We start from the raw sequence: 13001 nt of genomic DNA, 5'->3' as shown, positions 1-13001 counted from the left end.
GGGCTCCTTAGCGGGGCCCGCGGGCCCCCGGGGGGCTTTGACGAATAGACAATACGGCCGGGAGCCCGCCGGGGTGGGGCGCGCGGGGGCGCTTTCGCCCAGGTGAGACGAGACTTACACGCCCCATGTGACGGTGCCCCCGTCCGGAAGCCGTGAGGGCTTCCGGACGGGGGCACCGAGGGACCGGATCAGCTGACCGGGGTCACCGCCCGGTTCACAGGCCGAGCTCGACCTCGAACTCGCCTGCCTCCAGGATCGCCTTGACCGCCGTCAGGTAACGGGCCGCGTCGGCGCCGTCCACCAGACGGTGGTCGTAGGAGAGGGTCAGGTACGTCATGTCGCGGATGCCGATGACGGGACCGTCCTCGGTCTCCACGACGGCCGGACGCTTGACCGTGGCGCCGATGCCGAGGATCGCGACCTGGCCCGGCGGCACGATGATCGTGTCGAAGAGCGCGCCGCGCGACCCGGTGTTGGAGATGGTGAAGGTCGCGCCGGACAGCTCGTCCGGGGTGATCTTGTTGCCGCGGACCTTGCCCGCCAGCTCCGCCGTGGCCTTGGCGATACCGGCGAGGTTGAGGTCGCCGGCGTTCTTGATGACCGGGGTCATCAGGCCCTTCTCGGAGTCCACCGCGATACCGATGTTCTCGGTGTCGAAGTAGGTGATGGTCCCCTCGGCCTCATTGATCTTGGCGTTGATCGGCGCGTGGGCCTTCAGCGCCTGGGCCGCGGCCTTGACGAAGAACGGCATCGGGGAGAGCTTGACGCCCTCGCGGGCCGCGAACGCGTCCTTGGCCCGGCCGCGCAGCTTCATCAGACGGGTGACGTCGACCTCGACGACCGAGGACAGCTGGGCCTGCTCGTGCAGGGCCTTGACCATGTTGTCGCCGATGACCTTGCGGATCCGCGGCATCTTGACGGTCTGGCCGCGCAGCGGGGACGCCTCCAGGACCGGCGCCTTCCTGGCGGCCGCCGGGGCGGCGGCCGGGGCCGGGGCAGCGGCGGCGGCCTTCGCGGCCTCGGCGGCGGCGAGCACGTCCTGCTTGCGGATACGGCCGCCGACGCCGGTGCCCTTGACGGTGGACAGGTCGACGCCGTTCTCGGCGGCGAGCTTGCGCACCAGCGGGGTCACGTAGGCGCCCTCGTCCGAGGCCTGGGCGGCGGCCGGAGCCGGAGCCGCGGGAGCCTGCGGAGCCGGAGCCGGAGCCGGAGCCGGAGCCGGAGCCGCAGGAGCCTGCGGAGCCGGAGCGGGCGCCGGGGCGGCCGGCTGGGGGGCCGGGGCCGGGGCGGCCTGCTGCGGAGCCGGGGCAGCCGGGGCGGGTGCCGGAGCAGGGGTGGGTGCCGGAGCCGGGGTGGGCTCGGGCTGCGCCGGGGCGGCCGGGGCCTCCTGGGCGGGGGCGGCGGCCGGAGCGGCGCCGGCCTCGCCGATGACGGCGAGCTTCGCGCCGACCTCGGCGGTCTCGTCCTCGCCGACCACGATCTCCAGCAGGGTGCCGGACGCGGGGGCGGGGATCTCGGTGTCGACCTTGTCGGTGGAGACCTCGAGCAGCGGCTCGTCGGCCTCGACGGTGTCGCCCACCGACTTCAGCCAGCGGGTGACGGTGCCCTCGGTGACGGACTCGCCGAGCGCGGGCAGGACCACGTCCGTGCCCTGCGCCGAAGCGCCGCCGGCCGAGGCCTCGGCGGTGGGCGCCGGGGCCGGGGCGGCCTGCTCGGTGGACGGCTGGGCCTGCGGCTCCGGCGCGGGGGCCGGCGGGGCCGCCTGCTCGGCGGCGGGCGCCTCGGTGGCCGCGGGGGCGCCGCTGCCGTCGTCGATCAGGGCCAGCTCGGCGCCGACCTCGACCGTCTCGTCCTCGGCGACCTTGATGGAGGACAGCACGCCGGAGGCAGGGGCCGGGATCTCGGTGTCGACCTTGTCGGTCGACACCTCGAGCAGCGGCTCGTCGGCCTCGACGCGCTCGCCCTCGGCCTTCAGCCAGCGGGTGACAGTGCCCTCGGTGACGCTCTCGCCGAGCGCCGGAAGGGTTACGGAAACCGCCATGGTTTCGGTTGCTCCTTAGAAGTGCGGAAGTCTGTGTCGTCGCGCCCGGTGACTGAGGGCGTCAGTCGTGGGAGTGCAGGGGCTTGCCGGCCAGGGCCAGGTGGGCCTCGCCGAGCGCCTCGTTCTGCGTCGGGTGGGCGTGCACGAGCTGGGCCACCTCGGCCGGCAGCGCCTCCCAGTTGTAGATCAGCTGCGCCTCGCCGACCTGCTCGCCCATACGGTCGCCGACCATGTGGACGCCGACCACCGCACCGTCCTTGACCTGGACGAGCTTGATCTCGCCCGCGGTCTTCAGGATCTTGCTCTTGCCGTTGCCCGCGAGGTTGTACTTCAGGGCGACGACCTTGTCCGCACCGTAGATCTCCTTGGCCTTGGCCTCGGTGATGCCGACGGAGGCGACCTCCGGGTGGCAGTAGGTCACCCGCGGGACGCCGTCGTAGTCGATCGGGACGGTCTTCAGACCGGCCAGCCGCTCCGCCACCAGGATGCCCTCGGCGAAGCCGACGTGGGCGAGCTGGAGCGTCGGGACGAGGTCGCCCACGGCCGAGATCGTCGGCACGTTGGTGCGCATGTACTCGTCGACCAGGACGTAGCCGCGGTCCATGGCGACCCCGGCCTCCTCGTAGCCCAGGCCCTGCGAGACCGGGCCGCGGCCGACGGCGACGAGCAGGACCTCGGCCTCGAACGTCTTGCCGTCCGCCAGGGTGACCTTGACGCCGTCCTGGGTGTACTCGGCCTTCTCGAAGAAGGTGCCCAGGTTGAACTTGATGCCGCGCTTGCGGAACGCGCGCTCGAGCAGCTTGGAGCTGTTCTCGTCCTCGACCGGGACGAGGTGCTTCATGCCCTCGATGATGGTGACGTCGGTGCCGAACGACTTCCACGCGGACGCGAACTCGACCCCGATGACGCCGCCGCCCAGGACGATCGCGGACTTCGGCACGCGGTCCAGGACCAGGGCGTGGTCGGAGGAGATGATCCGGTCGCCGTCGATCTCCAGGCCCGGCAGCGACTTCGGCACGGAGCCGGTCGCCAGCAGGACGTGGCGGCCCTGGAGGCGCTGGCCGTTCACGTCGACGGAGGTGGGGGAGGACAGCCGGCCCTCACCCTCGATGTAGGTGATCTTGCGGGAGGCGATCAGCCCCTGAAGACCCTTGTACAGGCCGGCGATCACGTCGTCCTTGTACTTGTGGACGGCCGCGATGTCGATGCCCTCGAAGGTGGCCTTCACACCGAACTGCTCGCTCTCGCGGGCCTGGTCGGCGATCTCACCCGCGTGCAGCAGGGCCTTGGTGGGGATGCATCCGTTGTGCAGGCAGGTACCGCCGACCTTGCCCTTCTCGATCAGGGCGACGTCCAGGCCCAGCTGCGCCCCGCGCAGGGCCGCGGCGTACCCACCGCTGCCACCGCCGAGGATCACTAGGTCGAAAACGGTGCTGGCGTCGTTCGCCACGTCACGTCCTCCATGCATGTGCGCCACGCCGGTCTCCAGTGACCGGTCGGCGGCTGGTGTCCGGCCGCTCTATGTTCTCGGCCCTTGTGTGGGGCCCTGTCCTGCCGAGCCCTATCCTCGCACTTGTCGGGGCCGTACGAGACGCCGGGCCGTGGTGTGAGACGTCCCACTCCCCGGTGACGGGGCCCCGTCGCACCCGCGTACGAGGCCCGTCACCCGAGGCCGTGTCAGCTCAGCTCGCCCGCGGCGGCCCGCTCCGCCAGCCGCACCAGGGTGCGCACCGCGGAACCGGTCCCGCCCTTGGGGGTGTAGCCGAAGGGGCCGCCCTCGTTGAAGGCGGGGCCCGCGATGTCGAGGTGGGCCCAGGTGATGCCCTCGCCGACGAACTCGCGCAGGAACAGGCCGGCGACCAGGCCGCCGCCCATCCGCTCGCCCATGTTGGCGATGTCGGCGGTCGACGACTCCATGCCCTTGCGCAGGTGCTCCGGCAGCGGCATCGGCCAGGCCGGCTCGCCCGCCTCCTCGGCGGCCTCGTGCACCGCGGCGCGGAAGGCGTCGTCGTTGGCCATGATGCCGAAGGTGCGGCTGCCCAGCGCCAGCATCATGGCGCCGGTCAGGGTCGCCACGTCCACGATGGCGTCCGGCTTCTCCTGAGAGGCCGCCCACAGCGCGTCCGCCAGGACCAGCCGGCCCTCGGCGTCGGTGTTGAGCACCTCGACGGTCTTGCCGCTGTACATGCGCAGCACGTCACCCGGGCGGGTCGCCGAGCCGGAGGGCATGTTCTCGGCCAGCGCCAGCCAGCCGGTGACGTTGACCTCCAGGCCGAGGCGGGCGGCGGCGACGACGGCGGCGAACACGGCGGCGGCGCCGCTCATGTCGCACTTCATCGTCTCGTTGTGGCCGGCCGGCTTGAGCGAGATGCCGCCCGAGTCGTAGGTGATGCCCTTGCCGACCAGCGCGAGGTGCTTCTTCGCCTTGGACGAGGTGTAGGACAGCTTCACCAGGCGGGGACCGGACGCGGAGCCGGCGCCGACGCCGAGGATGCCGCCGTAGCCGCCCTTGACGAGGGCCTTCTCGTCGAGCACCTGCACCTTGATGCCGTGCTCCTTCGCCGCCGTCTGCGCGACCGCCGCGAACGCCTCGGGGTTGAGGTCGTTCGGCGGGGTGTTGATCAGGTCGCGGGCCCGGTTGAGCTCCTCGGACACGGCGACGGCGCGCTCGACGGCCGCCTTGTACGCCTTGTCGCGGGGCTTGCCGCCGAGCAGCGCGGCCTCGGCGAGCGGGGCCTTGCCGTTCTTGCCGTTCTTCGCGTCGCCCTGGTCCTTGTAGGCGTCGAAGGAGTACGCGCCGAGCAGCACGCCCTCGGCGACCGCGCCGGCGTCGGCGGCGTCCGCCAGGGGCAGCGCGAACGCGGCCTTCTTCGTGCCGGCGAGGGCGCGGGCGGCGGCGCCGGCCGCCTTGCGCAGCGCCTCGGCGTCGTAACCGGAGTCCTTTCCGGGCTGGGAGCCGAGGCCCACCGCCACGACGAGCGGCGCCTTGAAGCCGGCCGGCGCGGGGAGCTTGGTCACCTCGCCCTCGGCACCGGACGCGCCGAGGGTCTCCAGGACACCGGCCAGGTTGCCGTCGTACGCCTGGTCCACGGCCTCGGCGCCCGGTGCGACGACGGGTCCCCCGGGCTTGGACGCGGAGCCCTTGGCGACACCGATCACGATCGCGTCGGCGCGCAGGCCGGCGACCGCGGCGGTGCTGAGAGTCAGAGCAGTCACGGTGGTGAATTCTCGCTTCCGATGTGAAGTTTCAGTGGCCGAAGGGTGTGGGTCGACCGGGCCCGGCAGCCGACCCTAATCGTGACGTCCGGGTGCGATCCCGTCGGGGCCTCCCCCGGTGCGGCGAACACTCGGCCCCGAGCCTACGCGCGTGTGCGCCCGCGTTCATGGCCGGTGCGCCCGGCCCCGCGGCGGGTTCCCCGTCCCGGGGCGGCCGACACCGGGCCGAGAGCGCGGCCGTCCGCCGCCGTTGTGGCCGGGCGGGGCTCGGCCGCGGGGACCGCGGGCGGCCGGTGCGGTCGCGGCGGTGGCCGGTTCGCGTGCCCGGGGGCCGCGGGGCGGGTGATCATACGGGTGTTGCTGTGCCGCCGTCTGCGGCGGCCCGAGTACCTGGGGGAACGTCCGGTGAGAAGAGTGTGCGCGCTTGTGGTCCTGCTGGCCCTGGTGCTGACGGGGTGTTCCGGGAGCTCCGGCGGCGCGGACGCGGGACCGTCGCCGGAGCCGTCGGGGGAGTGGTGGCGGCCGCGGCCCGGTCTGGACTGGCAGTGGCAGCTCACCGGCCGCCTGGACACCTCCGTCGACGTCCCGGTCTACGACATCGACGGCTTCCACCACTCGAAGGAGACCGTCGACGCGCTGCACCGTGACGGCCGCAAGGTCGTCTGCTACCTGTCCACGGGGGCCTGGGAGGACTTCCGCCCCGACGCGGACGACTTCCCGAGGTCGGTCATCGGCCGGGGCAACGGCTGGGAGGGCGAGCGCTGGCTCGACATCCGCCGCACCGACGTCCTGGAGCCGCTGATGGCCGAACGCCTCGACATGTGCCGGGACAAGGGCTTCGACGCGGTGGAGCCGGACAACATGGACGGCTACCGCAACCGCACCGGCTTCCCGCTCACGGCAGCCGACCAGCTCCGCTACAACCGGCTGATCGCCCGGCTCGCGCACGAGCGCGGCATGGCCGTCGGCCTGAAGAACGACCTGGACCAGATCCCCGACCTGGTCGGCGACTTCGACTTCGCGGTCAACGAGCAGTGCGCCCAGTACGGCGAGTGCGGGAGGCTCACCCCGTTCGTCGAGGCGGGCAAGGCCGTCTTCCACGCCGAGTACGAGCTGCCCACCGGCCGCTTCTGCGCCGACTCCCGCCGCCTGAAGCTGAGTTCGCTGCTCAAGAGGTACGCACTCGACGCGTGGCGGCGAACCTGCTGAGCTCCACGGACGCCACCGAGGTGCCGGAGCGCCGCCGGCAGCGAGGCCGGCGTCACCGTTTCAGCCCAGTGACATGACGACGAGCGCGGTCGTCGCCGCCGTCTCCGCGACCCCGCCGAACACATCGCCGGTCACCCCGCCGAACCTTCGCACGCAGCGCCGCAGCAGCAGTTCGGCCGTCCCCGCCGCCGCCACCACCGCCAGCCCGGCGCGCACCGCGTCGTACGCCCCCAGCGCCGCGCCCGCGCCCGCGAGCAGCCCCGCCGCCAGCACCACGGTGACCGCCGCGCCCCGCGCCGGCACCACGCCGGCGACCGCCGCGCCCAGCCCTTCCGGCCGGGCGGCCGGCACACCGGTGCGCGCGGCCAGGGTGAGGGCGACCCGCGCCGCGACCGCCGACACCACGGCGGCCAGCGCGCCCCGCCCCCAGGAACCGCCGTACGCCTGCGCCAGCGCGGCCACCTGCGCCAGCAGCACGAGCACCAGGGTGAGCACCCCGAACGGTCCGACGTCCGACTGCTTCATGATCCGCAGCGCGTCCTCGGCGGGCCTGCCGCTGCCCAGACCGTCCGCGGTGTCGGCCAGCCCGTCCAGGTGCAGCCCCCGGGTCAGCGCGGCCGGCACGGCGACGGAGGCCACGGCGGCGAGCAGCGGCCCCGCCCCGAGGAGCAGCAGTGCCAGTCCCGTCGCGGTGGCGAGCACGCCCACCGCCAGGCCGACCACGGGCGCGCAGAGCATGCCCGCCCGCGCGGCCGGACGGTCCCAGCGGGTCAGCCCGGCCGGGAGCACGGTGAGGGTGCCGAAGGCGAAGCGGAGGCCGTCGGCGGGGGAGGCGGAGGACGCGGGGGAGGGCTCGGGCACCGGCGCAGATTACCCGGCGGTCACCAGGGCGCCGGGTGCGGCCATGAATAAAGTACGCATATGGGACAGTGGCTGGAGCGGAACATCATCGAGCCGGGCAAGCTGCCGCTGCTCATCGCCCTGACCGCGTTCGTCCTCACCTTCGTGATCACGCGGATCATCACCCGCCTGATCCGGGCCGGCAAAGGCCCCTTCGGCAACGTCACCGCGGGCTCGGTGCACATCCACCACGTGGTGCCGGGCGTCATCCTCACCGTCATCGGCGGCTTCGGCGCGGTGGCGAGCGGGGGGCACGGTTCCGGCCCGTACCTCAGCGCGGTGCTGTTCGGTGTCGGCGCGGGGCTCGTGCTCGACGAGTTCGCGCTGATCCTGCACCTGGACGACGTGTACTGGTCCGAGGCCGGACGCAAGAGCGTGGAGATGGTGGTGCTCACGGCGGCGCTGGTGGTTCTGCTGCTGGCCGGATTCGCGCCGTTCGGCGTCAACGACCTCTCCCAGCAGGAACTCCAGAACCGCGCGGGCGTGCTGAGCGGCATCGCCGTCAACTTCGGCTTCGCGCTGATCGCCCTGAGCAAGGGGAAGGTCCGCCTCGCGGTGTTCGGCGTGATCGTCCCGGTGGTGGCGGTCATCGGGTCCGTGCGCCTGGCCCGCCCCGGCTCGCCCTGGGCCAAACGCTTCTACCGGCACCGTTACCGGGCCCGCGCCAAGTCCTTGCTCCGGGCCTACCACCACGACCGCCGCTGGACCCGCCCGGCCCGGGCGGTCCAGGACTGGCTCGGAGGCAAGCCGGACGCGCCCCGGCCTCTGGAACGCCCCTAGGGGCGCGGGGAACTGCGCGAAGGGGGTCCGGGGGCGAAGCCCCCGAGGCGTGATGGTCCCTCCCCGGGTTTCAGAGGCACCGTGGGTTTAGCCTCCGTTTGCGCAGTTCCCCGCGCCCCTAAGGGGCGTTTCTCCCCCCCCCCGGCCTCGGAGGGGCACCGCGCCTCCCTGCGCGTCCGGAGGGCGCCGACCTCACGCCTCCTTGGCAAGCTCCTGCCGGACAGGCAACTCCGCGGCCAGCGCCGCCGCGGCCCGCACCAACGGCAGAGCCAGCAACCCCCCCGCGCCTTCCCCCACCGCGACCCCCTGCGGCAGCACCGGCTCCAGCGCCATCCGGTCCAGCGCCTTCGCCTGCCCCGGCTCCCCGCTCGCATGCGAGGCCAGCCACCAGTCCGGCGCCCGGAACGCCACCCGCTGCGCCACCAGCGCACACGCCGCCGTCACCACCCCGTCCAGCAGCACCGGCAGCTTCCGCACCGCGCTCTGCAGCAGGAATCCGGTCATCGCGGCGAGGTCCGCCCCGCCCACCGTCGCCAGCAGCCGCAGCTGCTCTCCCAGCACCGGCCGCGCCCGGCGCAACGCGTCCCGGATCGCCGCGCACTTGCGCATCCACGCCAGGTCGTCGATCGGCAGGCCGCCGCGCCCGGTCACTACCGAGGCGTCCGTCCCGCACAGCGCCGCCACCAGCACGCCCGCCGCGGTCGTGCCGCCGACGCTGACGTCGCCCAGCACCACCAGGTCCGTACCCGAGTCGGCCTCCTCGTCCGCCACGGCCATCCCCGCGCGGAACGCCGCCTCGGCCTCCTCCAGGGTCAGCGCGTCCTCGACGTCGATGCACCCGCTGCCGCGCCGCACCCGGTGGCGTACGACGTCCTCGGGCAGCGAGGCCGGGTCGCAGTCCAGCGCCATGTCGACCACCCGCACCGGCACGTCCAGCCGCCGCGCCAGCACGGAGACCGGCCGGCCGCCCTCCAGCACGTCCCGCACCAGTTCCACGGCGGTGCCCGCCGGACGCGCGGAGACCTCCCGCCGCGCGATCCCGTGGTCGCCGGCGAACAGCACCACCCGCGGCCGCTCCACCGGCCGCACCGGCACCGAGGACTGCGCCGCGGCCAGCCACTCACCCAGGTCGTCCAGGCGGCCCAGCGACCCGGGCGGCACCACCAGACGGGCCCGGTGCTCCTCCGCGTCACGGCGCACCCCGCCGTCCGGACGCTCGATCAGATCGGTGAAGTCGTCGAGATTAAGCGAGCTCATTCGCCGAACAGTACCGGCCCTCGTCGAACACCCAGGAGCGCCGGTCGTCCCCGCGTTCGCGGCCTCACCCCCACCACGCCACCCCGGCCGTGATCCACCCCGTGAGGCCCTCCCGTACGTAACGTTTTGCTCGGGAATGCCGGAGATCCCTCCGTGCGTCCCCGACCGTCCCCGCACGTCGCGCCACCCGCGTGCCGTACGACCTCACGCCGGGAGCCGCCCATGTCCGCCACCGCCCCCGACACCGCGTTCCCCGCCCCGCACGGCTCCGCCCGCGTGCACGAACCGCGCCGCCCGGACTGCCCCTGGTGCGGCTCCGCGCGGCTGCGCACCCGGCTGAGAACGGGGGACCTGCGCCGGCACCGGCCCGGGCTGTTCACCGTCGACGAGTGCCGCGACTGCGGCCACACCTTCCAGAACCCCCGGCTCACCCCCGAGGGCCTGGCCTTCTACCGGCGCGCGGTGCGCGGCGCCCCCCGCGACCCCGCCACCGAACGGGTCCTCGCCCTGCACGCCGTACGCCACCGCCGCCGCGCCACGGCCCGCGCGATGCTGCCGTTCGGGGAGCCGGAGAGCTGGCTGGACGTCGGCACCGGAAACGCCCGCTTCCCGGAGACCGCGCGGGAGTTCTTCCCGTACACCGCGTTCGACGGCACCGACCTCACCCCGCGCGTCGAGCGGGCCCGTGAGCTCGGCCGGGTCGAGGAGGCCCACGTGGGGCCGCTCACCGACCCCGGGGTGCTGGCCCGGCTGGCCGGCCGCTACGACGTGGTCAGCCTGCTGCACCACCTGGAGCGCACCACCGACCCGCGCGCCGAACTGCACGCCGCCCTCGACGCCCTGCGCCCCGGCGGGCACCTGATCGTCGAGACGCTCGACCCGCGCTGCGCGTACGCCGCCCTGTTCGGCCGCTGGTGGCTGCCCTACGACCAGCCCCGCCGGCTGCACCTGCTGCCCCGCCGCAACCTCCGCGAGGAACTCGAGGCGCGCGGCTGCGAGATCGTCACCGCCGGCCACCGCGCCGCCCACGTACCCCACGATCTGGCCGGCCTCGCCGCCCTCGCCCTCTCCCACGCCCTCCCCGCCCCGGACACCCCCTGGCGAGCCGTCCCGCCCTCCCCGGCCCGGCAGCGGCTGAGAACGGTGCTGCTGCGCGCCGGCACCCCCCTGGTCGTCGCGGCGGCGGCGGGCGACCTGGCCCTGGCCCCCCTGATCCGCCACACCCCGTTCGCCAACACGTACCGGCTGATCGCCCGCACACCGAAGCCTCGGCCTCAGCCCCGCAGCACCAGCGCCTGACCCGCCACCACCAGCAGCACCTGTTCGCACTCCTGGGCGAACGCCGCGTTCAGACGGCCCAGTTCGTCGCGGTAGCGGCGGCCGGACGCGGTGGCGGGGACGATGCCGGAGCCGACCTCGTTGGAGACCGCGACCACCGTGCGGCGGGTCTCGCGGACCGCGTCCGTGAGGGCCCGTACGCGGTCGCGGAGGGCGCGTTCGCCGCCGTCCGCCCACTCCGCGTCGTCCCAGGCGCCCACCGCGTCCATCGCGTCCGTCAGCCACAGCGACAGGCAGTCGACCAGGAGCGGCGGGCCGTCGCCCTTGAGCAGCGGCACCAGGTCGCAGGTCTCCACGGTCCGCCAGGACCCCGGCCGCCGCTCCTGGTGCGCGGACACCCGCGCCGCCCACTCCGTGTCCCCGTTGCGCGAGCCGCCGGTCGCCACGTACAGCACCTCGGGAAAGGACTCCAGGCGCCGTTCCGCCTCCACCGACTTGCCCGACCGCGCCCCGCCCAGCACCAGCGTGCGGCGCGGCACGTCGGGCACGTCCTCGTACGCGCCGACCTCCAGCGTGGTGCCGTCCGGCACGGCGCGCGCCCCCGCGGCCGCGAGCCGGCGCCGTACCTCGGGGCCCGGAGGCACGTCGTGGTCCAGGTGCACGGCGATCACGTCCGTGGTCGGCACCACCGCGCCCGTCTCCCGGAGCCGCGCCAGCGCGTCCGGGCGGCCCACCACGTCCAGCACGACCATCGCGTACGGCTCGGCCGGCGCCTCGAGACCGGCGGGGGCGCCGCCCGGCGGCAGATACAGCAGCCGCTGCCCGTCGGGACCGGTCACCGCGTACCCGGTGCCGGGCGCGTCCAGCGCCACCGCCCGCACCCGGTGCCCCGTCAGCAGCGCCAGCTCCCGCCCGTCCGGCACCCGCCCCGGCTGCGGCAGCCCGGCCGGCACCTCCACCGCCGGCCCGTCGTGCGGGTGCGACAGCAGCACCTGGCGCACCCCGCCCAGCGAACGCCCCGCACGGGCCGCGGCGAAGGCCGCGCCGGGGGTCAGGTCGAGCAGCAGCGCGCCGTCCACCAACAGCGAGGCCGCAGCCCGCGCGTCCGGTCCCAGCGCGCACGCGCAGGCCGCGCAGGGACAGTCGGGGCGGGGCAGTCCCGCCGGGGCGCCGGTGCCGAGCAGAGTCAGTTCCACGCCCCGATTCTCGCCTTTCCCCACAGCCGATGCCCGTCCGACTACGCTCTTGGTCAGGAGCCGGACCAAGATCCGGCTTCTGCTGTGCAGTGAGCTCACACGCTTGGGAGGCGTACATGGCGGCATGGACGTGGCGGTTCGAGAAGGCCGACGGGACGCAGGTCGAGCCCGCGGTGACGCCGGAGGAGTTCACCACGCAGGGGGACGCCGAGTCCTGGATCGGGGAGAACTGGAAGGCTCTTCTGGAGGGCGGCGCCGACCAGGTCCGGCTGCTGGAGGACGGCACCGAGATCTACGGCCCGATGAGCCTGCACGCGGACGGGACCACGGCGGCGGAGACCGAGAGCGCCGGCGAAGGCGCGTGAGCCGAGGTCACCGGGGCCGGGGCCACCGGGGCCGAGGTCACCGCGGCTGAGGTTCTCCGGGGCTGAGCCCTCAGCCCCGGACCCCGCACAGGTGCAGCAGCGCGGCGATCCCCCGGTACGGGTCCGTGCGCCCGGCCCGGTCCTCGACCGCCAGCACCGCGTCCAGGTCGTCCGGCAGCACCGCGTCGTCCGCCGTCGTGTCCGTGAAGACCCGCACGCCGTACCAGGTGTGCAGCGGCGCCCCGATCCCCGCGAGCGTCGACGTCAGCCGCTTCAGCCCGTACGACGCCGTCGGCGTGCAGAACGCCGCCAGCGCCCCCGCCCAGTCGCCCGACAGACCCGCCCGCATCGCCGCCGCGTCGCCGTTGCGCACGAGCAGCGACAGCATCCCGCCGGGCGCCAGCATCCGGGCCACCCCCGCGAGCAGCGCGTCCGGATCCTCCACGTCGTCCATGAGCACGCCATGACAGAGCACGACGTCGAAACTGCCCGGCAGGAAGTGCACACCCGTGTCCCCGGCATGCCCCTCGATGATCCGCATCCGCTCCCGGATGCCCTCCGGCTCCCCGGCGAACGCCTCCCGGACCGCCGCGATCGACGCGGCGTCCTGCTCGACGCCCGTCACCTGATGGCCGGCCCGGGCCAGCCGCAGCGCCTGCGCGCCCCGGCCCATGCCCACGTCGAGCACCCGCAGCCGCTTCCCGACCGGGAAACGCCCGACTATCTGCTCCTCCAGCTGGCGGGCCACCAGCTCCTCAC

General features: G+C 74.2%; 11 protein-coding genes. 4 read left to right on the top strand and 7 right to left on the bottom strand.

Annotation, left to right across the window (positions count from 1 at the left end; translation table 11 throughout):
- Positions 1-214 precede the first annotated feature (214 nt).
- The 3 genes from sucB to ACP7TJ_RS08585 all read right to left on the bottom strand — a co-directional run bounded on the left by sucB (position 215) and on the right by ACP7TJ_RS08585 (position 5257).
- Positions 215-2041: a 2-oxoglutarate dehydrogenase, E2 component, dihydrolipoamide succinyltransferase gene (gene sucB, locus ACP7TJ_RS08595; protein ID WP_427762679.1), complete on the bottom strand. Its 1827-nt coding sequence runs from the start codon at positions 2039-2041 to the stop codon at positions 215-217.
- Positions 2042-2102: 61 nt separating this feature from the next.
- The gene (lpdA, locus tag ACP7TJ_RS08590) at positions 2103-3491 is read right to left on the bottom strand and encodes a dihydrolipoyl dehydrogenase (RefSeq protein ID WP_093767931.1); all 1389 of its coding nucleotides are present in this window, start codon (positions 3489-3491) and stop codon (positions 2103-2105) included.
- Positions 3492-3718: 227 nt separating this feature from the next.
- Complete coding sequence (locus ACP7TJ_RS08585; protein WP_167742857.1) at positions 3719-5257, bottom strand: leucyl aminopeptidase; 1539 nt, start codon at positions 5255-5257, stop codon at positions 3719-3721.
- A 405-nt stretch (positions 5258-5662) separates the two neighbouring features.
- Between ACP7TJ_RS08585 and ACP7TJ_RS08580 the strand changes: the two genes are divergently transcribed.
- Positions 5663-6466, top strand: coding sequence for an endo alpha-1,4 polygalactosaminidase (locus ACP7TJ_RS08580; protein ID WP_367559191.1), 804 nt, complete (start codon positions 5663-5665; stop codon positions 6464-6466).
- Between the two features lie 60 nt (positions 6467-6526).
- On the opposite strand, the gene ACP7TJ_RS08575 is transcribed toward ACP7TJ_RS08580, so the two are convergent.
- A complete protein-coding gene (locus tag ACP7TJ_RS08575) occupies positions 6527-7327 on the bottom strand; it encodes an adenosylcobinamide-GDP ribazoletransferase (RefSeq protein ID WP_401539098.1) in 801 nt (266 codons plus the stop codon).
- A 60-nt stretch (positions 7328-7387) separates the two neighbouring features.
- On the opposite strand from ACP7TJ_RS08575, the gene ACP7TJ_RS08570 reads away from it, so the two are divergent.
- Positions 7388-8146, top strand: coding sequence for a hypothetical protein (locus tag ACP7TJ_RS08570; protein WP_093767935.1), 759 nt, complete (start codon positions 7388-7390; stop codon positions 8144-8146).
- Between the two features lie 192 nt (positions 8147-8338).
- Here the strand turns inward: ACP7TJ_RS08570 and cobT are convergent, their stop codons facing one another.
- A complete protein-coding gene (cobT, locus tag ACP7TJ_RS08565) occupies positions 8339-9403 on the bottom strand; it encodes a nicotinate-nucleotide--dimethylbenzimidazole phosphoribosyltransferase (protein WP_427762675.1) in 1065 nt (354 codons plus the stop codon).
- Between the two features lie 222 nt (positions 9404-9625).
- Here cobT and ACP7TJ_RS08560 point away from each other — a divergent pair, with 222 nt between their 5' ends.
- Entirely contained in the window at positions 9626-10702 is a 1077-nt protein-coding gene (locus ACP7TJ_RS08560; RefSeq protein ID WP_093767937.1) for a class I SAM-dependent methyltransferase, read from the top strand.
- Here the strand turns inward: ACP7TJ_RS08560 and ACP7TJ_RS08555 are convergent.
- On the bottom strand, positions 10678-11877 hold the full coding sequence (locus ACP7TJ_RS08555) for a bifunctional adenosylcobinamide kinase/adenosylcobinamide-phosphate guanylyltransferase (protein ID WP_093767938.1): 1200 nt from the start codon (positions 11875-11877) through the stop codon (positions 10678-10680). The genes ACP7TJ_RS08560 and ACP7TJ_RS08555 overlap by 25 nt on opposite strands.
- A 116-nt stretch (positions 11878-11993) precedes the next feature.
- On the opposite strand from ACP7TJ_RS08555, the gene ACP7TJ_RS08550 reads away from it, so the two are divergent.
- Positions 11994-12242: a hypothetical protein gene (locus tag ACP7TJ_RS08550; RefSeq protein WP_093767939.1), complete on the top strand. Its 249-nt coding sequence runs from the start codon at positions 11994-11996 to the stop codon at positions 12240-12242.
- Between the two features lie 70 nt (positions 12243-12312).
- Here ACP7TJ_RS08550 and ACP7TJ_RS08545 read toward each other — a convergent pair whose 3' ends face one another.
- Positions 12313-12990, bottom strand: coding sequence for a methyltransferase domain-containing protein (locus ACP7TJ_RS08545; protein WP_266396429.1), 678 nt, complete (start codon positions 12988-12990; stop codon positions 12313-12315).
- Positions 12991-13001: the final 11 nt, after the last annotated feature.

It is taken from the genome of Streptomyces sp. DSM 41931, from assembly GCF_050271085.1.
GTDB lineage: Bacteria > Actinomycetota > Actinomycetes > Streptomycetales > Streptomycetaceae > Streptomyces > Streptomyces albogriseolus.
Note: the sequence above shows the minus strand (reverse complement) of the source record. Positions and strands in the feature narration are given on the sequence as shown.

What these genes read in the sequence shown, in the direction of transcription:
- sucB (WP_427762679.1), bottom strand. Translation starts at nt 2,041, where the DNA reads ATGGCGGTTTCCGTAACCCTTCCGGCGCTCGGCGAGAGCGTCACCGAG.
- ACP7TJ_RS08570 (WP_093767935.1), top strand. Translation starts at nt 7,388, where the DNA reads ATGGGACAGTGGCTGGAGCGGAACATCATCGAGCCGGGCAAGCTGCCG.
- cobT (WP_427762675.1), bottom strand. Translation starts at nt 9,403, where the DNA reads ATGAGCTCGCTTAATCTCGACGACTTCACCGATCTGATCGAGCGTCCG.
- ACP7TJ_RS08560 (WP_093767937.1), top strand. Translation starts at nt 9,626, where the DNA reads ATGTCCGCCACCGCCCCCGACACCGCGTTCCCCGCCCCGCACGGCTCC.
- ACP7TJ_RS08550 (WP_093767939.1), top strand. Translation starts at nt 11,994, where the DNA reads ATGGCGGCATGGACGTGGCGGTTCGAGAAGGCCGACGGGACGCAGGTC.